We start from the raw sequence: 24,251 nt of genomic DNA on the forward strand, positions 1-24,251 counted from the left end.
ATGCGCCGCTGGCTCGTCCATCGCGAGGTGCCATCGCCGAACTGGAACGAGCGCAAGCTGCCGGTCACCATGGTGGTGCTGCACTATACCGGCATGGAGACCGCACAGGCGGCGCTTGATCGGCTCTGCGATCCGGCAGCGGAAGTCTCAGCGCACTACATGATCGACGAGGACGGCACCGTCACCGGCCTGGTGGACGAGGACAAGCGCGCCTGGCACGCCGGGCGGTCCTCCTGGCGCGGGATCACCGATATAAACTCGGCGAGCGTCGGGATCGAACTGGTAAATCCCGGCCACGAATTCGGCTACCGCCCGTTCCCCGACGCACAGATCGAGGCGCTGCTGCCGCTGCTCGCCGATATCGTCAAGCGGCACAACGTGCCCCGCGCCAACGTTGTCGGCCATTCCGACGTCGCCCCGGCGCGCAAGGAAGATCCGGGCGAGTTGTTCCCGTGGGAATTGCTCGCTCGGCACCGCCTCTGCCTGCCCACACCCAAGCTCTCGATGCGGCTGCTCTACGACAACGAGGCTGCGTTCTTCCTCGCCCTCGAACGCTTCGGCTATGACATTTCCGATCAGGAAGCCGCAGTGCGCGCCTTCCAGCGGCGCTGGCGGCCACACCGGATCGATGGGCAGGTCGATGGCCAGATCGGCGCATTGCTGTTCGAACTCCTGTTGGAACGCGATCTCGGTCATGCTAGGTGACCGCTCGCCAGGGGGCCGGGCAGCCGCGTGATCGCAAGATCCCGAGGAAAGTCCGGGCTCCACGAAACAAGGGTGGCGGGTAACGCCCGCCGGGCCTGACACCGCAAGGTGGAAGGTCAAGGGAAAGTGCCACAGAGAGCAGACCGCTAGTCCGCAAGGACGAGTAAGGGTGAAAGGGTGCGGCAAGAGCGCACCGCGCGACCGGCAACGGAAGCGGCACGGCAAACCCCACCCGGAGCAAGATCGAATAGGGACTGCGCGCTCTTCCGAGCAGGCTTGTTTCGGGCCAGCAGTCCGGGTTGATTGCTTGAGCGTTCCGGCAACGGTCCGCCTAGAGGAATGGCTGCCAGCGGCGATACGGTCCACTTGTGGGATACCGTCGGCGCTACAGAACCCGGCTTACAGGCCCCCTGGCGCTTCGATGGTTTCCTACAGCGCTGCAAGTTGTTAGGACGGGTCCATGTCCGGCGGCCATCATCACCATCACGATCATCATGGGCATGGGCACGGGCATGACCACCATGGCCATGGCCATTCCCACGCTCCCGCCAGCTTCGGCCGGGCCTTTGCCGTCGGCATCACGCTGAACCTCGGCTTTGTCGTGGTCGAGGCGGTCTACGGTGTGATGGCCGGTTCGATGGCGCTGGTGGCAGATGCCGGACACAACCTGTCCGACGTGCTGGGACTCGTCATCGCCTGGACCGCCAGCGTGCTGGCAGCGCGGCCGCCCTCGGCCCGCTTCACCTATGGCTTCAAGTCCAGCTCGATCCTGGCCGCCCTCGGCAATGCCGCGTTCCTGCTGGTCGCGCTGGGCGCCATCCTGGTCGAGACGATCCGCCGGCTGATAGAGCCCGAGCCGGTTGCGGGTGGTCCGGTCATGGCGGTAGCCGCCGTCGGCATCGTGATCAACACCGTCACGGCGCTGATGTTCATGCGGGGGCGCAAGCACGATATCAACATCCGCGGCGCCTACCTGCACATGGCTGCAGACGCTGCGGTTTCGGCCGGCGTCGTTGTCGCAGGCCTGCTGATCACGCTGACAGGTGCGCAATGGATCGATCCGGTCACCAGCCTTGTCATTGTCGGCATCATCGCCGCAGGCACATGGAGGCTGCTCAAGGATTCGCTGCGCATGGGCCTGCACGCCGTTCCGCCCGGAATCGACGAGCAGAAAGTGCGGCACTTCCTCAACTCGCTGAGCGGGGTCGAGGCGGTGCACGATCTGCACATCTGGCCGATGAGCACGACCGAGACCGCGCTGACCGCGCACCTCGTGATGCCGGGCGGCCATCCGGGTGACAGCTTCCTCCACCAGCTCGCGCATGAACTGGACCATGATTTCGGCATTGGCCACGCAACCGTCCAGGTCGAGACGATCGATGGCCACGAATGCGCGCTGTTGCACGATAACGTGGTGTAAACAGCCCCATCGTGCATCCCTCAATGTCCCAAGAGACAGGTCGCAGGGCACGGCACAGAGGGCCATATCGGCATCAGGAGACGTTCCGATCGGGGCAGACTTACCCCTCCGCCCCGGTTCCTCCCTTGATCCCCGGCTACTCGTTCCCTTCGGCCGGGGGTACCAATTCTTCAGGCGCGCTGCCCCACGCAGCGCGCCTATTTTTTGCCAATTACACTTCGTAATCAAGCACATGCACCATGGGCCATGTGGAATCGCCCCGGGCAGCTACCACCTCTGGTCACGGAGGGGCGGGCCGGCAGCCTCAGATCTTGCGCCGGATACAGCCACGTTTCGACCAAGGAGTTACCGATGAGCTCGAAGTTCCTGATCGCGGCCCTCGCCGCTACTGCCGCCACTGCAGCACCCGCGTTCGTCACGCCTGCCTTCGCCAACCACCATGAAGAGACCAAGATGGTCGGCGGCGCCGCAATGTACCCCTCGAAGACCATCGTCGAGAACGCGGTGAACTCGGCCGATCACACCACGCTTGTCGCCGCGATCAAGGCCGCCGGCCTCGTCGATACGCTGAATGGCACCGGTCCGTTCACCGTCTTCGCTCCCACCAACGCTGCCTTCGCCAAGCTGCCTGCAGGCACTGTCGACACCCTGCTCAAGCCCGAGAACAAGGCCGCGCTGACCAAGGTCCTGACCTACCACGTGGTACCGGGCAAGGTGACGGCGGCGCAGCTCGTCGCCAAGATCAAGGCCGATGGCGGCAAGACCGAACTCACCACCGTCGCGGGCGGCAAGCTCACCGCCTCGCTGATGGGCGATACCGTCATGCTCACCGACGAAAAGGGCGGCATGGCCCACGTGACGCAAGCCGATGTGATGCAGAAGAACGGCGTGATCCATGTGACCGACGCGGTCTCGCTGCCGAACTGATCTTGCTTGCCCCTTCCAACAGGGGGGCAGTGGCCAACAAAAAGGGCGGGTGCCTCTCGGTACCCGCCCTCTTTCATGTTCAGTCGAAGCCAGAAATCAGGCCGCTTCTTCCTTGCCCTTGTGGACGCGGATCGGTTCCTTGCGACCTTCGACGACGTCCTTGTCGACCACGACCTCGTTGATGTCGGTCTCGGTCGGCACGTCGAACATGGTGTCGAGCAGCAGGCCTTCGACGATCGAGCGAAGCCCGCGCGCGCCGGTCTTGCGTTCGATGGCCTTCTTGGCGATCGCTTCAAGGGCGTCGTCGGTGAAGGTCAGCGTCACGTCTTCCAGCTCGAACAGCTTGGCGTACTGCTTGATCAGCGCGTTCTTCGGCTCCTTGAGGATCTTGACCAGCGCCTCGATGTCGAGGTCGTTCAGGGTCGCGATCACGGGCAGGCGGCCGACGAATTCGGGGATCAGGCCGAACTTGAGGAGATCCTCAGGTTCCGACTTCTGGAGCAGTTCGCCCACGCGGCGCTTTTCGGGATCGGCAACGTGCGCGCCGAAGCCAATCGAGCGCTTCTGCAGGCGGTCGGCAATGATCTTGTCGAGGCCCGCAAAGGCGCCGCCGCAGATGAACAGGATGTTCGTGGTGTCGACCTGCAGGAACTCCTGCTGCGGATGCTTGCGCCCGCCCTGCGGGGGAACCGAGGCGGTGGTGCCTTCCATCAGCTTGAGCAGCGCCTGCTGCACGCCTTCGCCCGAAACGTCGCGCGTGATCGAGGGGTTCTCGGCCTTGCGGCTGATCTTGTCGATCTCGTCGATGTAGACGATGCCGTGCTGCGCCTTCTCGACGTTGTAGTCGGACGCCTGCAGCAGCTTGAGGATGATGTTCTCCACGTCCTCGCCCACGTAACCGGCTTCGGTCAGCGTGGTGGCATCGGCCATGGTGAAGGGCACGTCGAAGGTCTTGGCAAGCGTCTGTGCCAGCAGCGTCTTGCCCGAACCGGTCGGGCCGACGAGCAGGATGTTCGACTTCGACAGTTCGACATCGCCGCCCTTGCCGCTGTGCTTGAGGCGCTTGTAGTGGTTGTGGACCGCCACCGAGAGCACGCGCTTGGCGCGGTCCTGGCCGATCACGTAGTCGTTCAGAGTCTCGAAGATGTCGCGCGGGGTTGGTACGCCGCCATCCTTCTTGCCGGCGATGCCGGCCTTGGTCTCTTCACGGATGATGTCGTTGCACAGTTCGACGCATTCATCGCAGATGAACACGGTCGGCCCGGCGATGAGCTTGCGCACTTCGTGCTGCGATTTGCCGCAGAAGCTGCAGTAGAGGGTGCTCTTGGTATCCGATCCGGAAAGCTTGGTCATTCGTCCATCCCAGGCGCCTCTCCACGAGAGGCGGGCCCGATCATCCTACTACCGCAAGGGCATTAATCAACCGGACTCGATTACAGTAACGTGATCCTAAGGGGCAAAGCCTTTCGCTGGGCTTAAGGCCTTGACCCTCAGGGTTATTCCTTATGCGGGTGCGCCGCCCGAACCTTCTTCGCCGCCGACCGAATCGGTCACCGGACGCGATTCGAACACCTTGTCGACGAGCCCGAAGTTCTTCGCTTCCTCGGCTTCGAGGAAGGTGTCGCGGTCCATCGCCTTCTCGATCTCGTCGAGCGAGCGGCCGGTGAACTTGACGTAAAGGTCGTTCATGCGCTTGCGGATGCGCAGGATCTCGCGCGCCTGGATCTCGATGTCCGAGGCCATGCCGCGTGCGCCGCCCGAAGGCTGGTGGACCATGATGCGCGCGTTGGGCAGCGCAATGCGCATGCCCGGCTCACCGGCAGCAAGCAGGAACGAGCCCATCGACGCAGCCTGGCCGATGCACACGGTCGACACGCGGGGGCGGATGTATTGCATGGTGTCGTAGATCGCGAGACCTGCCGTCACCACGCCGCCCGGCGAGTTGATGTACATCGAGATGTCCTTCGACGGATTTTCCGATTCGAGGAACAGGAGCTGGGCGATGATCACCGAGGCCATGTGGTCTTCGACTTCGCCGGTCACGAAGATGATGCGTTCGCGCAGCAGGCGCGAATAGATGTCGAAGCTGCGTTCGCCGCGGCTCGATTGTTCGACCACGACCGGGATCAGCGCGCCCGTGACGGGATCGGTGGTGAATTTGCCTTGCGCACTCGATGCGCCGAACAGGTCGAGCATGGAAATCCTCATATGGTTAGGCTTCGCTATGTCGCGTGCCACGACGCGATGTTCAAGGGCGTTAACCCCGAATCCGGGGATTTGCGGGTCGAAAGCCGGTTTGGTGACACGCCCGAAGGTGCTGCCGCCATCAAGGCGCTTGCAAGTGCGGCGGGCCGTGCGCAGCATCCGGCGGAGATTCTGGCGTGGGGTCGGCTTGATGAGAATGCTGTTTCTTTGCTCTGCCATGGCCGCTGCTGCACTACCTTCATGCGGCGCGGCGCAGAGTGTGTCCGATTACTTGGCACGGATCGCGGCGGTCGACGACTCCGGACCGAAGCTCAACGCGGTGTTGGCGATCAACCCCGATGCGGCGAAGGAGGAGGCTGCCGCCAGGAAGGTCAAGGGACCGCTTGCGGGCAAGGCGGTGCTGATCAAGGACAATATCGAGGTTGCAGGCCCAATGGCCACGACCGCCGGAAGCCTGGCCCTGAAAGACAACGTCACCGGCCGCGACGCTCCGCTTGTCGCAAGGCTTCGCAAGGCGGGAGTGGTGATCCTGGGCAAGACCAACCTTTCGGAATGGGCCAACATCCGCTCGTCCTCCTCGTCCAGCGGCTGGAGCGCGATCGGAGGACAGACGAAGAACCCCCACGCGATCGACCGGACGGCGTGCGGATCGTCATCAGGCAGCGGCTCGGCTATTGCCGCGGGTCTTGCCTGGGCAGCCATCGGCACCGAGACCGACGGGTCGATCACCTGCCCGGCCTCGGTCAATGGCATCGTCGGCTTCAAGCCTACCGTCGGCATGGTCAGCCGCACCTATGTGGTCCCGATCAGCCACAGCCAGGACACGGCGGGACCGATGACCCGGAGCGTCGCCGATGCCGCGCTGCTGATGAATGCGCTCGCCGGGACCGACCCCGCCGATAGCGCCACCGCCGAGGCCGACAAGCGCAAGGCAGACTTCACCGCAGGCCTCGCCACCGCCAACCTGAAAGGCGTCCGCATCGGCGTGCTGCGCAAGCAGGCGGGCAACCACCCTGCCCTGCTTGCCCTGTTCGACAAGGCGCTGGCCGACCTGAAGGCGGCGGGCGCGGAGCTGGTCGAGATCGCGTTCGAACCCTCGCCCGAAATGGGCCGCGACGAGTTCACCGTGCTGCTCTACGAACTGCGCGAGGACATGGGCGCCTACCTGCGCTCCCTGCCCGCCAAGCAGGGGCCGAAGTCGCTTGCCGACCTGATCGCCTTCAACAAGGCGCATCCAGACGAACTGCGCTGGTTCGGGCAGGACGTTTTCGAGCAGGCCGAAGCGACGACCGACCAGATCGGCTATACCGCCGCACGCGCCAATTCGCTCAAGCTCGCCGGGGCCGAAGGCATCGACAGGCTGCTGCGCGAGAACAAGGTGACCTTCCTTGTCGCGCCGACCGAGGGCCCGGCCTGGCCGATCGACCTGGTGCTGGGCGATCACTTCGTTGGCGTGGGCGCCGGCAATCTCTCGGCCATCGCGGGATATCCGCATCTGTCCGTGCCGATGGGCGCGGTAGAGGGCCTGCCCATCGGCCTTTCGATCATGGGCGCGAAGTGGGACGACAAGCGCGTATTGGAAGCGGGCGCTGCCTACGAACGCGCCCGGACCGCCGCAGTGCCTGTCCCCTCGTTCAAGCGCTGGGGGGAGTAAGGTCCCTAGCCGCCGCGTGACCGGCGGAAGCCTGCGGCCTGGGCCTCATCCTCGGTGCAGAAGAGCCGCTCGGGCCGGGTCCCGTCATAGTACTTCATGCCGGGCAGGTAATAGATGTACTCGCCGTTGCGCTGGCTGACATTGCCCTTGATCGCGCAGCCGAAGGCGTTGCGATAGACCTGGGCCCCGCCAGTCCGCGTCGATCGCGCAACCCCTTGCGCCCTCTGGCTGGCGCTGGCCGCAATACCGGCCTGAGGACGGGCCTTCCTCCAGTCTGATGGCCGATCGAAAGTGCCCTCCCAGATGCCGGCCTTCGCGGTCTTCACGGCCTGCTCCACTTCCAGATAGGGCGCGTCGCCGGGGCTGTTTTCAATGGCAACGGCAAACCCGGCGGCGACCATGGCTTCGGACAGGTCCCGTTCGTCAATCATGCACTGGCCAACCGCGAGGCCTTGCGCGTTCTGCGCCCGGACGCTGCATTTCACCTCACCCGTCTGCAACAGCAGGCCAAGATGACGCTTCGCATCTGCGCCGCAGTCCCAGTTTGTGCCGCCGCGCGCGCATTTCTGGCCGAGTTCGGGCGCGTCGATGCCGAACAGGCGGATACGCTGGCCGGTCATGTCGATCGTGTCGCCATCGAGTGCCGTGGCATTGCCGCTGATGATCTGCGCGGCAGCGGGTAGCGGGGTCGTGGCGAGCAGCAGGGCGATGAAGGCGCGCAAAGGGAATCTCCTGACCGGGGCAGGCCATTCCTTCGCGCAAGCAGGGTTAGGATTTGGTTTGCGCCTGAAATTGCGCCTGAATTTGCGTCTGCGACTGCAGGGCTCCGAGGGCTTCGAATTGCGATTGCAGCGCGCGCTGGCGGGCATTGGCGCGAGCGAGGCTGCTGCGTTTCTGCGCGGTGTCCCTGCGCATCCTGCGCCAGGCCGCCAGGCTGTGGAACCAATGCGAGATGACTTCCAGAAGGCCGCTGCCGCGCGGACGCAGGGGGCGTGCGAGCGCGGCAGCGGGGTGGGTTCGGCCACGGTTGCGGAGGCTGTGGCCGAATGGCGTTCAGGCAGTGCTTCGGGAACTTCGGGCTCCAGCGCGAGCGCGCGGTCGAGCAGGTCGATCGTGGTCATGGCAGCCGGAGTCTCCGTGGACGGCAGCGCAGCGATTGCTACAGCCGAAGCTCGCTTCGCGGAGGCCTTGGTCCGATTTGCGGGTTTCTTGCGGCTGGCCTTGCGGGCGGTGGTGGGGCGGCGCTTTGCGCTCTTCCCCTTGGCGACCTTGCGGGGCTTCTTCGATGAGGGCGTGGCTGGCGTTTCCGGCCACGGGATGCTGGCGATCACCGCGCCGCGCGGTGCTGGCAGGATAAGGTGATCGGGAAAGGCTGGCGGATTTGCCTGGCGCAGCAGGAAGGAAGGCTCACGCAGCGAGACTGCCGACACTTTGGAGCGAGGCGCTTTCCCCCTGATGGAAGCGCGGGGCGGACGTGGACGCGAGGCAACACGATTGCGAACGGTGTGCATGGCAGTTCCCCCAGACGAGGTTCCTTGCCGATGGATGCTGGCACAATGCGACTTGGGTGCGAACGGGAGATGGATCGGAAACCGAATGGTCTGCACTTTTCCTAACGAAATACGCATTCAAGCGGCGCGCAATTACGTAGCGCATGGCCAGAAACGCCAACGGCCCGGCGTGCTGATGCGCGCCGGGCCGTCCGAAATCCGGCCTTCGCAAGCCGGATCAATCCGAAATGGCGATCAGCCTTCGGCCTTCTTCTTCGGTGCAGCCTTCTTCTTCGGAGCAGGCGCTTCTTCAGCGGCGGCTTCGGCAGCAGGGGCTTCCTCGGCGGCCTTCTTCTTGGGAGCGGCCTTCTTCTTCGGCGCTTCGGCTTCAGCTTCAGCAGGAGCAGCAGCTTCCTCGGCCGGAGCTTCGTCCTTGGCAGCCTTCTTCTTGGCCGGAGCCTTCTTGGCGGCCTTGGCCGGAGCGGCGGCCGCGCCTTCCTCAGCCTCGATCGCGGCCTGCAGCTCTTCCTTGGTCACTTCGCGCTCGGTGACTTCGGCCTTGTCGAACAGGAAGTCGACGACCTTGTCCTCATAGAGCGGCGCGCGCAGCTGGGCGGCGGCAAGCGGTTCCGAACGCACGTAGTCGACGAAGCGCTGGCGGTCCTGTTCGCGGTACTGCTGCGCAGCCTGGCGGATCAGCATTTCCATTTCTTGGGCAGAAACGGTCACGCCGTTGGCCTGGCCGATTTCCGACAGGAGCAGGCCGAGACGCACGCGGCGTTCGGCGATCTTGCGGTAGTCGTCCTTCTCGGCCTCGATTTCCTTCAGGGCTTCTTCCGGGTTCTCTTCGTTCTGGGCTTCCTGCTGAAGCTGGGCCCAGATCTGCTCGAACTCGGCATCGACCATCGAAGGCGGCACGGCGAAATCGTGACCGGCGGCAAGCTGATCGAGCAGCGCGCGCTTCATCTGGGTACGGGTCAGGCCGGCAGTTTCCTGCTCCAGCTGGCCGCGCAGCAGGGTCTTCAATTGCTCGAGGCTTTCGAGGCCGAGCATCTTGGCGAATTCGTCGTTGGCTTCGAACTCACCGGGGTTCTTCACCGCCTTGACCTTGATGTCGAAGGTGGCTTCCTTGCCCTTGAGGTTCTCGGCCGGGTAGTCTTTCGGGAAGGTCACGGTGATGACGGTTTCGTCACCGGCCTTCACGCCGACGAGCTGTTCCTCGAAGCCGGGGATGAAGCGGCCCGCGCCGAGTTCCAGCGGGGTGTCTTCAGCCGCGCCGCCTTCGAAGGCAACGCCATCGACCTTGCCGAGGAAGTCGATGATGATCTGGTCGCCGTCCTTGGCCTTCGCGCCCTTCTTGGCGTCGGTGAAGGACTTCTGGCCAGCGCCGATGCGGGCAACGGCTTCGTCGACTTCGGCGTCGGTGACGGGAACGGTCAGCTTTTCAAGCTTCAGGCCATCGAGCGACGGCGCTTCGATCTGCGGCAGGACTTCCAGCTCGACGGTCAGCTCGGCGTCCTTGCCTTCGTCATAGCCTTCGCCGAGCGAGACGGCGGGCTGCATCGCGGGGCGCAGCTTGTTGTCGGCAACCAGCTTGTCCATCGCTTCGCGGATGGTGGTCTGCAGCGCTTCCTGGTGGAGCGCCGGGCCGTGCATCTTGCGGACGAGGTTGGCGGGCACCTTGCCGGGGCGGAAGCCGGGCATGCGCACCTGCGGCGCGATCTTCTTGACCTCACCTTCGACCCGGGCGGCGATGTCGGCCGCGGGGATGGTGACGGTGTAGGCGCGCTTCAGGCCCTCGTTGGTGGTTTCGACGATCTGCATCCTGATCCAACTTTCATGTATGTCACGCGCTTGCGCGGGAAAAGCTGACTCGGACGCCGGCGCGCGGACTGGTGCGGGCGAAGGGACTCGAACCCCCACATCTTGCGATACTGGAACCTAAATCCAGCGCGTCTACCAGTTCCGCCACGCCCGCATCCGGCGAAAAGCGAGCGGTGCCCCTATCGCAGTGGCTTGAAAAGGGCAAGCGCCTTGGAATTACGGGTCGGAACAGTGTATGACGGCCTGAGTTGGGGAAGAAAGCGCAAACCTTTCAAGGAGCCGCACGATGGCCACGACCCCCGATTCCCCGCAACCAGACCGAATCGAACCCCAGTCCCCGCCCGAAAGCCCACCGGTGATTGAACCGGACGGCGTGCCGCCCGTCATCCAGCCCGACGAGGCGCCGGTGGTGGAGCCGGATCAGGTGCAACCGGGCGCACCGCAGGAGGTGCCAGCTGCACCGGATTGAAGCAGCAGGAGATTGGTTGAAAGCGTCGTCATGCTGAACTTGTTTCAGCATCCATTTCTCGCCAACCACGGACCTTGCAAAGGGAGATATGGACCCTGAAACAAGTTCAGGGTGACGAATCTGCAGGCGTGATGACTGTTGTCAGTCATTTATTTCCACGCGCAGACACGCTTGAAAGACGCCCGTTTCACCCTCTTCTCTGTGCCAGATTTCCTTCACTGTCCAATAGTCGAAGTAGCCTCCCGCATCCTTCGAAATGTATTCGCCCAAGCGGGGCAAGAACGAAAATTCACCCTTGAACATGGGCTTCATTTCATCTTCGCCATAGACTTCAACCATCGGCATGGGTGATCTCGCTATTGCCTCATGCCAGAAGCCTGGCGATCAGTGACCAAGTTGCGTTGGATGACGCGTCGGAACTCGAGGGTGCCGAGCCGTTGGAGTTGCTTTCACACTCCAGGCAATAAGCCCTGATCCCGCCGCCTTCCATCAGGCGCATCACGTCCGCCTGCATCCGCGCCAGCAGGCCCTGCTGTTGTGCCGCCAAAGCGCCCGCCAGATCGTGTGCCCGTGCCTCGGGCGCTTCGCCGGTTTCCATCTGGCGGAGGAGTTGGGCGAAGGGGCTGGGTTCGTCTTCGATGTAGGCAGCGTGGAAGGTTTCTGCCTTGGCCTGTTTGGCGACCCATGCCACCGCATCATCCAGGCCGCCGAACTGGTCGACGAGGCCGAGCTGGCGGGCGGTGCCACCGTCCCAGATGCGCCCCTGCGCGATTCTGTCGATGTCGGCCGATGACTTGCCGCGCGCCTTGGCGACGAGGCCGAGGAAGCGGGTGTAGGTCTGTTCGACCTGGCCCTGCAGCAGCGCTTCGACCTGCGGGCTGAGGCCGCCCAGAAGGTCCGGCTGGCCCGAGAGCGGGGTCGTGCGGATCGAATCGGTGGTCACGCCATATTGCGGCAGCGTCTGTTCGAGCGTGGGCAGCACGGCGAAGACGCCGATCGAGCCGGTGATCGTGCTGGGTTCGGCAAAGATGCGCTGGGCAGGCGTGGAGACCCAGTACCCGCCGCTGGCGGCAAGGCTGCCCATCGAGACGGCGACCGGCAGGCCCCTGGCCTTCACCCGCTCCACCGCCGCGCGGATGCGTTCGGACGCCATGACCGAGCCGCCCGGCGAATCGACGCGAAGGACGAGGCCCGCATAGTCATCGCTCTGCGCCACGCCGTCGACCAGATCGGCGATGCGATCGCCGCCCGCGGTGCCGGGGCCGGCATCGCCATCGACGATTTCGCCCGCGACGGTGACGACGGCGACGGCCCTGCCCTGCTTCGAGACGGGCTTGTCAGCCAGATAGACCGGGAGTTCGGTGGCCTTGAAGGCGCCAAGCCCGGCGTCTTCGTCTGCGCCGGCAATCTCGGCCACGCGCTTTCCGAAGGCCACGCGGTCACCGATCTTGTCGACAAGGCCGGACTTGAGCGCGGCTTGTGCAGCGTCGTTTCCGTTGTCGCGCACCCACTTGGCCGGGTCGGTGGTGGCGAGGGTCAGGTCGGCCTTGGGGCGGGCCTTCTTCACCTCGTCCTGCCAGTTCTGCCACAGCGTGCCATAGACTGCCTGCATCGCCTCGCGCGCTTCGGGCGACATTTCTGCGCGGATGTAGGGCTCCACCGCGCTCTTGTAGGTGCCGACCTTGAAGACGTGGACGTTGGCTTTCAGCTTGTCGATCAGGCCCTTGTAGAACAGCAACGTGCCGCCGGGGCCGCTGATGGCAACGCCGCCCATGGGATCGACCCAGGCTTCGGACGAATGCGCGGCCAGTTGCATCGCATCGTCGGTGTAGATCAGCGCGCGGACGAGCACGGGCTTCTTTGCCGCGCGCACCTTGTCCATCGCTGCGCCGATCTGGCTGAGGTGGACGGCCGAGCCGCCTCCGAAAGCCTCAAGATCGAGCACAACGGCCTTGATGCGCTTATCGTCTGCCGCAGCCGAGATGGCGCGCGAGAGGTCGCGGGCGGTGTATTCCGGTTCGGGCGTTTGCCCTGAGAGCAGTTGGGTGGGCGAAATCTCGCTCGCTTCCTCGACCACGCGGCCTTCGAGCGGCAGGTAGAGCGCACCTTCACGGACCATGCCGGGAGCGGGCCGCAGCGTGAGGACGGTGTAGAGGCCTGCGAAGAAAAGCAGCAGGAACAGCAGGACGAGACCGTCCTTGATGGCGACGAGGATCTTCCAGACCGATTTGGCAAAGCTCATGGGCGAGACTCTATTGTGGACGACCTGCCCTGACCAGCGGGAAACGGCTTGAGACTGAACCAACTGCCCTCTAGGGAACTGGTTTCAATGCAAAGCCCAACAACACCCCAAGCGGGCCGCTATCCAGCGGGCGGCCTCGCCTACCCGCACCGTGACCTGACCGGCATCGGCCAGCTCGCGCGCCACGAGATTCTCTACCTCCTCGACGAGGCGGAGCAGTGGGTGGAGCTGAACCGGCAGCCGAAGAAGAAGACCGATCTGCTGAACGGTCTGACGATCATCAACGCCTTCTTCGAGAACTCCACCCGGACGCTCCTGAGCTTCGAGATCGCGGGCAAGCGGCTGGGCGCGGACGTGGTCAACATGCACGCCGCCACCAGCAGCGTGAAAAAGGGCGAGACGCTGATCGACACGGCGATGACCCTCAACGCCATGCGCGCCGATGCCATCGTGATCCGCCATGCGAGTTCCGGCGCGGTGCGGCTGATTGCCGAGAAGGTCGATTGCCCGGTGCTCAATGCGGGCGATGGCCAGCACGAGCATCCGACGCAGGCGCTGCTGGATGCGCTGACGATGCGCCACGCGCTGGGGCTGCCGGTGGGGTCAGACCTCAACGGGCTGAAGGTGACGATCTGCGGGGATATCCTGCACAGCCGCGTGGCGCGATCCAACATCCTGAGCCTGACCGCACTGGGCGCGGACGTGCGGGTCTGCGCGCCGCCCGCGCTGATGCCGGCCGAGGTCGAGGCAATGGGTGTGACCCCGTTCCACGATTTCGATGCGGCATTGAAGGGCGCCAACATCGTGATGATGCTGCGCCTGCAGCAGGAGCGCATGAGCGGGCAGTTCATCCCCTCGCCCCGCGAATACCGCCATCTTTACGGGCTTACGCCGGAGCGGCTGGCGAAGGCCGAGCCCGATGCCTTCGTGATGCATCCGGGTCCGATGAACCGCGGGATCGAGATCGATTCGACCGTGGCTGACCACCCAACGCGCAGCCTGATCACGCGGCAGGTGGAAATGGGAGTGGCGATCCGCATGGCCTGCCTGGAAGTGCTGACCCGCCGGACGCGCGGCGTGCCGGGCTGGGATGCGCAAGGAGCAGCAGCATGATCGCGCGGCCTTTGACGATAACCGGCGGGAAGCTGGTGCTGGGCGCAGGCGAGCCTGTGGCCGGAGCCGTGCGCTGCGAGGGCGGGCGCATTGTGGCGCTCGGCGATGTGACGCCGCAGGAAGGGGACGACGTCTTCGACGCGGGCAGCAAGCTGATCGCGCCGGGCCTTGTTGATCTGGGCGTTTTTGCCATCGACAAGCCCGCGTTCCACTTCGGCGGGATCACCCGGGCGGCGCTGATGCCCGACCAGGGGCCGCCACTCGACCATCCGGCGCGGGTGCGCTTCGCGGCACAGTCTGGCAAGCCGGACATGTGGGTTCACCCGCTGGCGGCGGCGACGCGCGGGCTTGAAGGCAGCGAGCTGGCCGAACTGGCGCTGATGCGCGATGCGGGCGCGAAGGCCGTGGCGACCGGGCGCGGCTGGATCGCGGATTCGGGCGTGATGCTTCGGTTGCTGCGCTATTGCGCGATGCTGGGGCTGGTGGTGGTGACGCATGCCGAGGACGCTGGGATCACCGGCAGCGCCGTGGCGACGGCAGGCGACGTGGCGACGCGTCTGGGCCTGCCAAGCGCGCCAGCGGAGGCCGAAGCACTGGCCGTGGCGCGCGACATCGCGCTAGCCGAGATTTCCGGCGCGCATGTCCATTTCCGGCAGGTGACGACCGCGCGGGCGCTCGATCTGGTGCGCGCAGCCAAGGCGCGTGGGGTGAAGGTGACGGCGGGGGTTACGCCGGCGCACTTCATCCTGTCTGACCTCGAACTCGTCGGGTTTCGCACCTTCTGCCGGATGTCCCCGCCGCTGCGGCAGGATGCGGACCGCAAGGCGGTGATCGCGGCGATCGGCGACGGCACGATCGACGTGATCTCATCCGGCCACGATCCGCGCGGGCCGGAGGACAAGCGCCTGCCCTTCGCGGATGCGGAACCGGGCATGGCCGGGGCCGAAACGCTGCTGCCGCTGACGCTCACGCTCGTCCGCGATGGCGTGATCACGATGGCCCGCGCATTCGAACTGCTCTGCGCCAACCCGGCGCGGCTGCTGGGCGTGGAGGCCGGGCGGCTTGAGGTGGGCACGGAAGCGGACATCGCGGTGGTCGATCCTGCCCGGCCGTGGATCGTCAATTCCGACAAGATGGCAGCGGCGGCCGGGAATACGCCGTTCGATCGCAGGCCCGTGGAAGGCCGCGTGACCGCGCTGTTCAAGGGCGGCGCGCGGATCGACTGATACGGCAAGGGCGCGGAACCTTTCGGTACCGCGCCCCCCGCCCGCTCTCACACGGTAACTTTAGAGCACTTTCCGACCAATCTGGCTCACCGTGACGGAGCCGATTTTGGCCGAGCGCGAGGATCGAGGAGGGAGCCCCTCGGACAGCGTCGCCTTGCTTGGACGGGCAACCAGCCCGCCCTGCACAAGGCTCCTTGCCGAGAAGCTCCCTGCGACAATCACGGTAAGCCCGATTGGTCGGAAAGTGCTCTAGAAACTCAGCGCTTGGCCATGCGGCTTTCGGTCGGGCGCTGCGGGCCGGGCATCGCTGCACCGCTGCCACGCATGACAAGGCACACGCCGCCGCGCGATTTGACCGACCCGCACATGCTGTTGGCGGAAGCCTGTCCGCCAAAGCCGGCAGCCTGCACGCGCCAGAACGCCTTGCCATTGACCGAGACCTTGGTGGTCACGTTCGTGAACCCCTTCAGTTCGGGATTGCGCGCGGTGTAATGGCGCCAGGCGCGGCGGGCACCCTCCGGCGTCGAGAAGGAGCCGAGCTGGACCAGATGGGTGCCAGCCTTTGCCGGGGCCGCGACGGGCTTTGCAGCCGGCACCTTCTTGCGCGCCGGAACGGCGGCGGGGCGGGCGTAAGGCTGCGACGCAGCCGGTTGCGAAGCAGGCAGGTCAATCAGGGCAAGCTGCGCCTGCTGCGATTGCGACGAGGAATCGGCGAGCGAAGGGGCTGGTGATTCAGGCTCTGTTGCAGGCAGTTCCTTGATCGCAGCTTCGGCCAGTGCCGGAGCGGCGGCAGGTTCCGCGCGGGTGGCGGCTTCTGCGGCCAGCTGTTCGGTCGCCGGGAAGTTCGCCAGCGCCAGCGCCTGCGGCTGGCCAGTATCGCCACGCAGCGGCACGCCGAGCAGACCGGCCACGCGATCGCGGGTGCGTTCGGAATAGCCCATGAGCGCCCACTGCTCCATGCGGTCGCCAAGCTCGCTGGCAGGCACGTCCTGCGCGGCCATGGTGCGCGCTTCGCGCCACTGGCCAGCCAGCGCATAGGCAAGCGCGAGGTTCTGCCGAACCTTGGGCGTGTTCTCACCACCGCGCAGGGCCTGGGCAAGCACTTGTGCCCCCTGCTGCGGCTGGCCGGCGAGCGCCAGCGCGAGGCCGTAGTCCGAAGCGGCAATGCTGTCGCGGTAGGAATTGAGCGTGTCGATCGCCTCGGCATGGCGGCCAAGGGCAATGTCGGCGAGCGCGAGGCTGAGCGCGGTGCGGCTCGAGTCTTCGCCAAGCTCCATTGAATCGTCATAGGCCTGACGCGCGGATTCAAAGCGCCCGGCCTTGAGGTAGGCATTGCCGAGCAGCACGCGGTAGGCGGCGTTGCGCGGATCGGCGAGGACAGCCTTCTCGGCATTGTCGATCGCGGCCGTCGTGGTGCCCTTGGCCAGTGCGGCTTGGGCCGACGATGCGTACTTGTCGGGGTGGGCGCCGCCGCTGGCACAGCCGGTCAGGACGCCGGCGGCCAGCGCGGTGGACATCACCAGGCGGGCGGCGCGGTTGGGTGCGAATGCGGTGATCATGTCCATGGTCCCCTCAGGCGTCAGTTGCGCGTCACGGCGCGGCGGGCGAGGTCTTCAAGCCCGGGAAGTTCGGCCAGGAAGCGGTCGAGCGCCTCGGTCACCAGTTCCTGCGCGCTGCGATCTTCGAGCGTGCAGGCCAGGCGAAGGCGCATGTGGCGGTAGTTATCGAGGCGTAGCGTGAAAGCGGCCTTGCGGCCTTCCTGCAGTGCGGACCGGACCGGCTTGCCGCCCTTCAGGCGATTGCGGACGATCTTGATCGAAGCTGCCGAGGCAAATTCGTTCGACGGCGCAGGCTTCTCGAAGGCGGCGACCTTTTCGGCCAGCGCTTCGATCTGCTGGACGACCACGGGCTGCTCCACCTGAGCCGGAGCGGCGACTTCGGCGATGTCTTCGCCAAGGTCATTCCAGCCGAGATCGTCCTGCGAGAGGAAGCGGCTCTGCTCATCGTAGCTGATGGCCAGTTGCGGGCGCATCGCCGGACGGGCAGCCCCCTTGCGGGCAAGCAGGCTGGGCGAAAGCGAGGCGAGAGGCTTGGCGGCACTCATGGGCGGCGCCTCCTCAGGAACCGACGACGCGGCGGCCGAAGCCACCCATCGGGCGCGGCGCGCCTGCCATCGGGATGGCAGCGGCCTGCTGCGGCACGGCAAAGACGGTGCGGCGGAAGTTCTTTTCGAGTCGCTCGGAAATGTAGGTCCACAATGCAGCCACTTCCGCCGCCGACTTGCCGCCGGGATCGCATTCCATGACGGTGCGGCCATCGATCATCGAGGCAGCAAAATCGGTGCGATGATGCAGCGTCACCGGGGCTACCGTGCCGTGCTGCGAAAGTGCCACGGCGGCTTCCGAGGTGATGCGCGCCTTGGGCGTGGCGGCGTTGACCACGAAGATCAGCGGCTTGCCGGCGCGATCGCACAGGTCAACCGTGGCACCGACGGCGCGCAGGTCGTGCGGACTCGGGCGGGTTGGCACGACGATCAGTTCGGCGACCGAGATCACCGACTGGATGGCCATGGTGATGGCGGGCGGGGTATCGATGACCGCAAGCTTGAAGCCCTGCTGGCGCAGGATCATGAGGTCGGAAGCGAGGCGGGCAACAGTCGTCTGGGCAAAGGCCGGAAATTCGGCCTCGCGCTCGTTCCACCAATCGGAAAGGGAGCCTTGGGGGTCGATGTCGATCAGCACGACGGGCCCTGCTCCAGCGCGCTGGGCCTGGACGGCGAGGTGACCGGACAGCGTAGTCTTGCCCGATCCGCCTTTCTGCGATGCCAATGCCAGTACGCGCAAAGCCAAACCCCCTGATATTCGCACCTCGCAATGATGCAGGCGCACGCCACGTTCTCTTCGCGTCCGGATTCGCAGATCGGGCTGAAATTTCGGTTAACGTCGGTTCCATTCCGCGAATGGCCAATCGGCGACGTGCTACGGCCAGACGTCGGGGCCACTGCACTTTTCAGCCACAATCCGTTGCTAAGACTTCGCTAACGCCTCGTTGACTATACGGCTCGCGCAGCAAGGCCAGGATCGCAACTGGCACTGACCGAACGGGGTGGCTGCGGGTTGCAGGAACGATCGGGACAAGACTTTTTACTGGCATTCCACCGGGACGGACTTTGGCGACCATGAGAGACTTCAAGCGCAATTCCAGTCTGGCGATCACCGCTGCGGCGATGATGCTTACCGCTGCTCCGGCACAGGCCGATACCAAGACGGGCGTCGAGGCGTGGTCGCGCGGGGAGCATGAAGCGGCGGTGAAGGAATGGCTCGGCCCTGCTGCCAAGGGCGATGCCGATGCGCAGTTCAACATGGGGCAGGCCTACAAGCTGGGCAAAGGGGTGCCGCAGGACCTGAAGCGCGCCGAAGCATGGTATCGCAAGGCCGCAGAGCAGGGCCATATCAAGGCGTCAGACACGCTGGGGCTGTTGCTGTTCCAGGACAACCGCAAGGCCGATGCCATGCCTTTCCTGCAGGCATCGGCCGAACGCGGCGAGCCGCGCGCGATGTACATCCTGGGCATTGCGCACTTCAATGGCGACACGGTGGGCAAGGACTGGGTTCGCGCCTATGCCCTGATGAGCCGGGCCTCGTCGAACGGGCTGGAACAGGCCACGCGGGCGCTGGCCATGATGGACAACATGGTCCCGCTCGAACAGCGCCAGCTTGGCGTATCGCTGGCGGCCGACCTTGAACAGAAGGCACAGGCCAAGCGCGCGGAGCAGTTTGCGGCGGCCGATCTGGGTGCCAAGGCCATGCCGACCGCGCCGGTCCGTCCGAGCACCCCGACGAGCTCGCTGGAGAAGACAGAGGTGCCGCCATCGATCATTACCGCAGGCGCCGACTTTGCCAATCCGGTGCCTCTGCCCGCCCCCAAGCGCGTGGTCGGCAGCAATACCCCGGCAGCAAAGCCGATCGTGAAGGCACCATCGGCTGCTGCGCAAATGGCGGAACTTCCGGCAGCAAAGCCGGTCGCACCCAAAGCGCCGAAGCCTGCTGCCGCTGCTCCTGTTCCCCCTGCCCCACAGGCCAAAGGCAACTGGCGCATCCAGCTGGGTGCATTCGGCGTCAAGTCCAATGCGGATGGGCTGTGGAGCAAGGTCAAGGCCCGACCCGAACTGGCAGGCCACGGCCGCATCGATCTTCCGTCCGGTTCGGTCACGCGCCTGCTTGCCGGGGGGTTTGCCGGTCAGGCCGAGGCAGACAGGGCTTGCGGCGCGCTCAAGGCTGGTGGCTTCACTTGCCTGGTGGTAAAGCCCTGATGACTTGGACGAAGACCTTCCCCCTACCCGCGCTGCCACTGCCCGCATAGACGCGATCGATTTCCTGCGCGGCGTGGCCGTGCTGGGGATTCTGGCGATCAATGTCACCGGGTTCTGGGGGCCCTCGCTCGCCACCTTCTCCCCGGCGATACCCAGAGCCGAGCCTGCCTCTTACGGCTGGTTCGCGTTTGCCTTCGTGGTGTTCGAGGGCAAGATGCGGGCGCTGTTCAGCATGCTGTTCGGAGCCAGCATGGTGCTGTTCGCCCAAGCTGCGGAGCGCAAGGGCGTGGACCCTGACGTAGCGCAAATCCGGCGGCTGCTGTGGCTCGCGCTGTTCGGCTACCTGCACTTCGCGCTGCTGTGGTGGGGCGACATCCTGTTTCTCTACGCGGTGTGCGGCTTGGCTGCGCTGCTGCTGCGCCGGCTGGAGCCGCGACAGCTGGTACTGATCGCCCTGCCCTTCTACGTGCTGGTTCACGTTATCGAAGCGCTGACCGCCCTGCCCGGCGCGCTGACCGAGCAGGCAGTGCTGGCGGGCACTGCGTCCCAGCCCGACGTTGCCGGACATGCCGCGATGGTGGGGCGCATTGCCGCGTCGGTGGCAAAGGACACCGCTGTGCTGAACGCGGGGTTCCTCCAGGCAATCTGGCTCAAGCTGACCGACAACCCCCTCCAGCCTCTGACCACAACGCTTTCAACCTTCACCGAGACGGTGCCGCTGATGCTGCTGGGCATGGCGATGGTGCGCGGCGGGTTCTTCACGGGCTGGCCACGCCGGCGGCTGGCGATGCTGGCCGGGTCGGGCATTGTCATCGGTGGGGTCCCGACCGTTATTGCGGTGCGGTGGCTGGAAGGGCACGGCTGGCCGCCGCAGGCAATGTTTCTGGCGATCGAGGACGGCATGGCCCTGCCGCACCTGCTGATGGCACTGGGCTATGCCGCCTTGCTGGTTCTGATCTTCCCAACCGTGCGGCAGTGGCGGATCGGCAAGGCGCTGGCCGCCGCGGGGCGCTGTGCGTTCAGCAACTATCTCGGGACGACCGTGCTGATGACGGCGATCTTCTCGGGGTACGCCCTTGGCCTTGGGCCGGAGATGCCGCGCGCCTGGCTTCCGGCGTTCGTGCTGCTGGGCTGGGTGGCGATGCTGGCCTGGCCACAGTGTTGGCTGCGGCGTTTCGGGCAAGGTCCGCTGGAGCGGGCGTGGCGCCGACTGGCGCTTGGGGCGCGTTAACCAAGCTTGGTAATCTGCCAAATCCCCGCCGTCCCGCAGCGGGACGCGGGCGGATCGGGACTGGCACCCCCAAGCGTTAACGCCTATTCCTTAACGGGAAAGGAGTGGCGCGAATGGCCGGGCAATCGGGTTGGTGGACAAAGCGCTGGGTGCGGATGCCGTTGGGCATGATCGCCACGGGCGCCGCTTCATTGCTCGCCTTCCACGCCGGACAAGACATCGCGCAAATCGCCTTTGGCAACGGCACTGCAGAAGCCGCGCCTGCCATGGTCGCAGTGCCCAAGCCCGTTCCCGCCGTGGCGCCAAAGCCGGTCGACGGGCCGTTCGTGGTCAAGTCGATCCTGCCGATCAACGAGCCGATCCGCTTCGGCAAGTTCTACTGGGACGAAAGCCGCGCACCTGCTTCGGGCGCGCTGGTGGTGACCGTCGACCTTGCCGCACGGGTCATCTCGGTATTCCGCGACGGGCACGAGATCGGTGCGGCGGCGATCCTCAAGGGCTATGGCGAGAAGCCGACCCCGACCGGCGTTTTCCCGATCACCGAAAAGGACGCCGACCACGTATCGAACATCTACGACGCGCCAATGCCGTGGATGATGCGCCTGACCAACGACGGTATCTCGATCCACGGCAGCAAGGTGGAAAAGGGCTATGCCACCAATGGCTGCATTGGCGTGCCCGATGCCTTTGCCGAAAAGCTGTTCCGCATCGCCAGCCTGGGCGACAAGGTGATCGTTACCGACGGCAGGACCATGCAGGTGGGCGACCCGATCCTGACAGGCGAACACGCCAGCTGACGAGTGCCCACCTCCAACCCTCCCGCTTGAGGGAGGGGAGCAAGATCAGGCCAGTCCTTTGCTCGTGCTGGTCCTTGAAGCATCGCCGACCGAGCTGCCCCCGTCGACATCGAGAATTGCGCCGGTCACGTAGCTGGCGGCGGGGGTGGACAGGTAGACTGCAGCTTCAGCAATCTCATAAGCTGTACCCCAGCGCTTCATCGGGATGCGGGCGTAGTGTGCCTGCCGGGTGGTCTCGTCGGGTGCAAGACGCGCCATGCCTTCGGTGTCCGCAATCGGCCCAGGCGAGATGCCGTTGACACGTACGTCCGGGCCCCACTCAATCGCAAGCGTGCGGACAAGCTGATTGATCCCGGCCTTGGCCGCGCAGGCATGGGCCTGCATCGCCATCGCCTGTTCGGCTTGCCCCGCCGTGATCGCGATCAGCGAGGCGCCGGGGTTGAGTAGTTCGTGGCAGCCGCGAAATACGTTGAACGTGCCGAGCAGATCGATATCGACCACGGTCTTGAAGGCATTGGCCGACATGCCGAGGACGGGCGCTAGGAAGTTGCCCGCCGCGCCCGAGATGACAATGTCGAGCGCGCCGATTTCATCGCGCACGGACTTCATCGCTTCGCAGATCGCGCCGTAATCACGCACGTCGGCGGCTCGCCATACAGCGTCATGGCCGATCTCGGCAGCAGCGTTGGCGGCCTTCTCGGGATTGCGGCCAAGCACCGCCACGCGGGCGCCGAGTTCTGCAAAGCGCCTGGCAATGCCAAGGTTGATGCCGCTGGTGCCGCCCGCGATGAACGCGGTCTTTCCGGCGAGGACGTCGTCACGGAACGGGGAGTGGGTCATGCGGAAATCCTCAGCGGGGGGCCATGCGGATCGCGCCGTCAAGACGGATCGCCTGGCCGTTGAAATAGCTGTTGCGGACCAGTTCCATGGCAAGGCTGGCGAACTCCTCGGGCTTGCCGAGGCGCTTGGGGAACGGGACGGAAGCGTTGAGGCTGTCGAGCACCTTGTCGGGCAGCCGGCCCAGCAGTGGCGTGCCGAAGATCCCCGGCATGATCGCGTTGACGCGGATGCCGAGGTCCATCAGGTCGCGCGCCATCGGCAGGACGAGGCCGTTGACCCCGGCCTTGAGCGAGCCGTAGGCCACCTGCCCCACTTGCGCGTCCTGCGCCGCGACCGAGGCGGTGAGGATGATCGAACCGCGTTCGCCATCTTCGAGCGGTTCGAGGCTCGCCATGCCCAGCGCCGAGAGCGAGGCGATGCGGTAACTGGCAATCAGGATGCCCTGCGCGGCGTACTCGTAGTCCTCGGTCGAAAGTCTTGTGAACTCGCCGGTCTCGCGGTTGCGGCTGACGGTCTTGCCCTTGCGATGGGTCATCGCGCAGTGGACGCACACGCGCTCCTGCCCGTGGGCCGCGCGCGCCTTGGTGAAGCCTGCGACGACCGAGTCCTCCGAGGTAATGTCGACCTTGCAGAACAGGCCGCCGATGGCCTGAGCCACGGCTTCGCCCTGCTCCTCGTTGGCGTCGAAGATCGCGACCTTCACGCCCGCCGCGGCCAGTGCTTCTGCTGTCGCGCGGCCGAGCCCGGATGCGCCCCCGGTGACGACAGCGCTGATCGAACCATCGATCTTCATGCCAGCAGGCTTCCGAGGCGACCGCGGATGATGCTTTCGGCATCGCCAACGATGCGCTCGATCAGTTGCTGGCAGGTCGGGATATCGTGAATCAGGCCCTGCACCATGCCCGCCCAGAACACGCCCTTGGACAAGTCGCCAGTCTCGAGCAGTTGCTTGCCGGCGCGGCCGTTGACCAGTTCCTGCACGTCTTCGAACTTCGCATCGGGCTTCGACAGGCGGCGGACGACTTCTTCCGACACTTCGCTACGGCCGACGCGGGCGGTGTTCTTGAAATTGCGGAAGATCAGGAAGCTGCCGCGCTCGTCGTTGTCGATATAGGCCTGCTTGACGTTGTCGTGGATCGGCGCCTCGACCGTCGCGCAGAAGCGGGTGCCCATGTTGATGCCCTCGGCGCCGAGCGAAAGCGCCGCGACAAGGCCGCGCCCATCGCCGAAGCCGCCGCTGGCGAGCAGCGGGATCTTCACCTTGTCGGCAGCCGCCGGAATCAGGATCAGGCCCGGAATGTCGTCTTCTCCGGGGTGGCCAGCACATTCGAAGCCATCGATCGAGATGATGTCGCACCCGGCGCGCTCGGCAGAAAGCGCGTGGCGCACGGCGGTGCACTTGTGCAGGATCGTCACGCCGTGCGGCTTGAGCATTTCCCAGATCTCGCGGACGGCCTGCGTGCCCGCCGTTTCGACGATCTTCACGCCGCCATCGATGATCGCCTGGGCATAGGCCTTGTAGTCCGGCGAATTGACGGTCGGGAAGATCGTCATGTTCACGCCGAAGGGCTTGTCGGTCATCGCGCGGGTGCGCTCGATCTCTTCGCGCAAGGCTTGCGGGCTGGGCTGGGTCAGCGCCGTGATGATGCCGAGGCCACCGGCGTTCGAGACCGCAGCCGCCAATTCGGCATAGCCGACATTCATCATCCCGCCCTGCACGATCGGATGCTCGATGCCGAGCATTTCGGTGATACGGGTCCTGATCGCCATTCCTGCCTCTCCCCAATGCGCGTTTA

23 protein-coding genes, 1 tRNA gene and 1 other RNA gene are annotated in these 24,251 nt (G+C 65.4%); 12 read left to right on the plus strand and 13 right to left on the minus strand.

All coding sequences use genetic code 11. The annotated features are described in order from the left end of the window. The 4 genes from AC1Q5P_RS11135 to AC1Q5P_RS11150 all read left to right on the plus strand — a co-directional run bounded on the left by AC1Q5P_RS11135 (nucleotide 1) and on the right by AC1Q5P_RS11150 (nucleotide 3,052). Nucleotides 1–705: an N-acetylmuramoyl-L-alanine amidase gene (locus AC1Q5P_RS11135; protein WP_039336291.1), complete on the plus strand. Its 705-nt coding sequence runs from the start codon at nucleotides 1–3 to the stop codon at nucleotides 703–705. A gap of 7 nt (nucleotides 706–712) precedes the next feature. Beyond that, nucleotides 713–1,123, plus strand: an RNA gene (rnpB, locus tag AC1Q5P_RS11140) — RNase P RNA component class A. A 42-nt stretch (nucleotides 1,124–1,165) separates the two neighbouring features. Next, nucleotides 1,166–2,125: a cation diffusion facilitator family transporter gene (locus tag AC1Q5P_RS11145; RefSeq protein ID WP_492518967.1), complete on the plus strand. Its 960-nt coding sequence runs from the start codon at nucleotides 1,166–1,168 to the stop codon at nucleotides 2,123–2,125. A gap of 351 nt (nucleotides 2,126–2,476) precedes the next feature. Then, the gene (locus tag AC1Q5P_RS11150; RefSeq protein WP_492518968.1) at nucleotides 2,477–3,052 is read left to right on the plus strand and encodes a fasciclin domain-containing protein; all 576 of its coding nucleotides are present in this window, start codon (nucleotides 2,477–2,479) and stop codon (nucleotides 3,050–3,052) included. A gap of 96 nt (nucleotides 3,053–3,148) precedes the next feature. Here AC1Q5P_RS11150 and clpX read toward each other — a convergent pair whose 3' ends face one another. Both clpX and clpP read right to left on the minus strand, forming a co-directional pair. Then, nucleotides 3,149–4,405: an ATP-dependent Clp protease ATP-binding subunit ClpX gene (gene clpX / locus AC1Q5P_RS11155; RefSeq protein ID WP_039336115.1), complete on the minus strand. Its 1,257-nt coding sequence runs from the start codon at nucleotides 4,403–4,405 to the stop codon at nucleotides 3,149–3,151. Between the two features lie 150 nt (nucleotides 4,406–4,555). Further along, nucleotides 4,556–5,248 carry an ATP-dependent Clp endopeptidase proteolytic subunit ClpP gene (clpP, locus tag AC1Q5P_RS11160; RefSeq protein ID WP_039336292.1) on the minus strand — a complete coding sequence of 231 codons (693 nt, stop codon included), beginning with the start codon at nucleotides 5,246–5,248 and terminating at the stop codon, nucleotides 4,556–4,558. Between the two features lie 199 nt (nucleotides 5,249–5,447). Between clpP and AC1Q5P_RS11165 the strand changes: the two genes are divergently transcribed. Next, nucleotides 5,448–6,911, plus strand: a complete 1,464-nt coding sequence (locus tag AC1Q5P_RS11165; RefSeq protein WP_492518969.1) for an amidase — start codon at nucleotides 5,448–5,450, stop codon at nucleotides 6,909–6,911. Between the two features lie 5 nt (nucleotides 6,912–6,916). Here AC1Q5P_RS11165 and AC1Q5P_RS11170 read toward each other — a convergent pair whose 3' ends face one another. Then, a complete protein-coding gene (locus AC1Q5P_RS11170) occupies nucleotides 6,917–7,633 on the minus strand; it encodes a thermonuclease family protein (RefSeq protein WP_492518970.1) in 717 nt (238 codons plus the stop codon). Between the two features lie 223 nt (nucleotides 7,634–7,856). On the opposite strand from AC1Q5P_RS11170, the gene AC1Q5P_RS11175 reads away from it, so the two are divergent. Beyond that, nucleotides 7,857–8,273: a hypothetical protein gene (locus tag AC1Q5P_RS11175; protein WP_492518971.1), complete on the plus strand. Its 417-nt coding sequence runs from the start codon at nucleotides 7,857–7,859 to the stop codon at nucleotides 8,271–8,273. A 383-nt stretch (nucleotides 8,274–8,656) separates the two neighbouring features. Here the strand turns inward: AC1Q5P_RS11175 and tig are convergent, their stop codons facing one another. Both tig and AC1Q5P_RS11185 read right to left on the minus strand, forming a co-directional pair. Then, on the minus strand, nucleotides 8,657–10,225 hold the full coding sequence (gene tig / locus AC1Q5P_RS11180; RefSeq protein WP_492518972.1) for a trigger factor: 1,569 nt from the start codon (nucleotides 10,223–10,225) through the stop codon (nucleotides 8,657–8,659). Between the two features lie 69 nt (nucleotides 10,226–10,294). After that, nucleotides 10,295–10,379, minus strand: a tRNA-Leu gene (locus AC1Q5P_RS11185). A 132-nt stretch (nucleotides 10,380–10,511) separates the two neighbouring features. On the opposite strand from AC1Q5P_RS11185, the gene AC1Q5P_RS11190 reads away from it, so the two are divergent. Continuing rightward, a complete protein-coding gene (locus AC1Q5P_RS11190; RefSeq protein ID WP_193827669.1) occupies nucleotides 10,512–10,694 on the plus strand; it encodes a hypothetical protein in 183 nt (60 codons plus the stop codon). Nucleotides 10,695–10,835: 141 nt separating this feature from the next. Here AC1Q5P_RS11190 and AC1Q5P_RS11195 read toward each other — a convergent pair whose 3' ends face one another. After that, a complete protein-coding gene (locus AC1Q5P_RS11195) occupies nucleotides 10,836–11,039 on the minus strand; it encodes a hypothetical protein (protein WP_193827668.1) in 204 nt (67 codons plus the stop codon). A gap of 19 nt (nucleotides 11,040–11,058) precedes the next feature. Beyond that, nucleotides 11,059–12,936, minus strand: coding sequence for a signal peptide peptidase SppA (sppA, locus tag AC1Q5P_RS11200; RefSeq protein WP_492518973.1), 1,878 nt, complete (start codon nucleotides 12,934–12,936; stop codon nucleotides 11,059–11,061). A gap of 87 nt (nucleotides 12,937–13,023) precedes the next feature. Between sppA and AC1Q5P_RS11205 the strand changes: the two genes are divergently transcribed. Continuing rightward, nucleotides 13,024–14,049, plus strand: a complete 1,026-nt coding sequence (locus tag AC1Q5P_RS11205; protein WP_492518974.1) for an aspartate carbamoyltransferase catalytic subunit — start codon at nucleotides 13,024–13,026, stop codon at nucleotides 14,047–14,049. Beyond that, on the plus strand, nucleotides 14,046–15,275 hold the full coding sequence (locus tag AC1Q5P_RS11210) for a dihydroorotase (protein ID WP_492518975.1): 1,230 nt from the start codon (nucleotides 14,046–14,048) through the stop codon (nucleotides 15,273–15,275). The genes AC1Q5P_RS11205 and AC1Q5P_RS11210 overlap by 4 nt, the downstream gene beginning before the upstream one ends. A gap of 257 nt (nucleotides 15,276–15,532) precedes the next feature. Here AC1Q5P_RS11210 and AC1Q5P_RS11215 read toward each other — a convergent pair whose 3' ends face one another. Genes AC1Q5P_RS11215 through AC1Q5P_RS11225 form a run of 3 tightly spaced genes read right to left on the minus strand, consistent with a single transcriptional unit; the run spans nucleotide 15,533 to nucleotide 18,118 of the window. Next, nucleotides 15,533–16,834 (minus strand): SPOR domain-containing protein, encoded by a 1,302-nt coding sequence (locus AC1Q5P_RS11215; protein WP_492518976.1) that lies wholly within the window; start codon nucleotides 16,832–16,834, stop codon nucleotides 15,533–15,535. Between the two features lie 20 nt (nucleotides 16,835–16,854). Then, nucleotides 16,855–17,379 carry a hypothetical protein gene (locus AC1Q5P_RS11220; protein WP_039336296.1) on the minus strand — a complete coding sequence of 175 codons (525 nt, stop codon included), beginning with the start codon at nucleotides 17,377–17,379 and terminating at the stop codon, nucleotides 16,855–16,857. 13 nt (nucleotides 17,380–17,392) lie between these two features. Next, nucleotides 17,393–18,118 (minus strand): AAA family ATPase, encoded by a 726-nt coding sequence (locus AC1Q5P_RS11225; protein ID WP_039336128.1) that lies wholly within the window; start codon nucleotides 18,116–18,118, stop codon nucleotides 17,393–17,395. Nucleotides 18,119–18,453: 335 nt separating this feature from the next. Here AC1Q5P_RS11225 and AC1Q5P_RS11230 point away from each other — a divergent pair, with 335 nt between their 5' ends. From AC1Q5P_RS11230 to AC1Q5P_RS11240, 3 genes are all read left to right on the plus strand, one after another. Next, nucleotides 18,454–19,587 (plus strand): SPOR domain-containing protein, encoded by a 1,134-nt coding sequence (locus AC1Q5P_RS11230; RefSeq protein ID WP_492518977.1) that lies wholly within the window; start codon nucleotides 18,454–18,456, stop codon nucleotides 19,585–19,587. Nucleotides 19,588–19,591: 4 nt separating this feature from the next. Next, nucleotides 19,592–20,818, plus strand: coding sequence for a DUF418 domain-containing protein (locus AC1Q5P_RS11235; protein ID WP_492518978.1), 1,227 nt, complete (start codon nucleotides 19,592–19,594; stop codon nucleotides 20,816–20,818). Between the two features lie 113 nt (nucleotides 20,819–20,931). Then, a complete protein-coding gene (locus tag AC1Q5P_RS11240) occupies nucleotides 20,932–21,615 on the plus strand; it encodes a L,D-transpeptidase family protein (RefSeq protein ID WP_062345818.1) in 684 nt (227 codons plus the stop codon). A 45-nt stretch (nucleotides 21,616–21,660) separates the two neighbouring features. Here the strand turns inward: AC1Q5P_RS11240 and AC1Q5P_RS11245 are convergent, their stop codons facing one another. From AC1Q5P_RS11245 to AC1Q5P_RS11255, 3 genes are read right to left on the minus strand one after another with little or no spacing between them, the layout of a single operon-like run. Continuing rightward, the gene (locus AC1Q5P_RS11245) at nucleotides 21,661–22,455 is read right to left on the minus strand and encodes an SDR family oxidoreductase (protein ID WP_492518979.1); all 795 of its coding nucleotides are present in this window, start codon (nucleotides 22,453–22,455) and stop codon (nucleotides 21,661–21,663) included. A gap of 10 nt (nucleotides 22,456–22,465) precedes the next feature. Beyond that, nucleotides 22,466–23,248, minus strand: coding sequence for an SDR family oxidoreductase (locus tag AC1Q5P_RS11250; RefSeq protein ID WP_492518980.1), 783 nt, complete (start codon nucleotides 23,246–23,248; stop codon nucleotides 22,466–22,468). Continuing rightward, the gene (locus AC1Q5P_RS11255) at nucleotides 23,245–24,225 is read right to left on the minus strand and encodes an NAD(P)H-dependent flavin oxidoreductase (protein ID WP_492518981.1); all 981 of its coding nucleotides are present in this window, start codon (nucleotides 24,223–24,225) and stop codon (nucleotides 23,245–23,247) included. Before AC1Q5P_RS11255 ends, AC1Q5P_RS11250 begins: the two co-directional genes overlap by 4 nt. Between the last annotated feature and the right edge of the window lie 26 nt (nucleotides 24,226–24,251).

The organism is Novosphingobium sp. GW835-FHT14H07 (assembly GCF_058793515.1).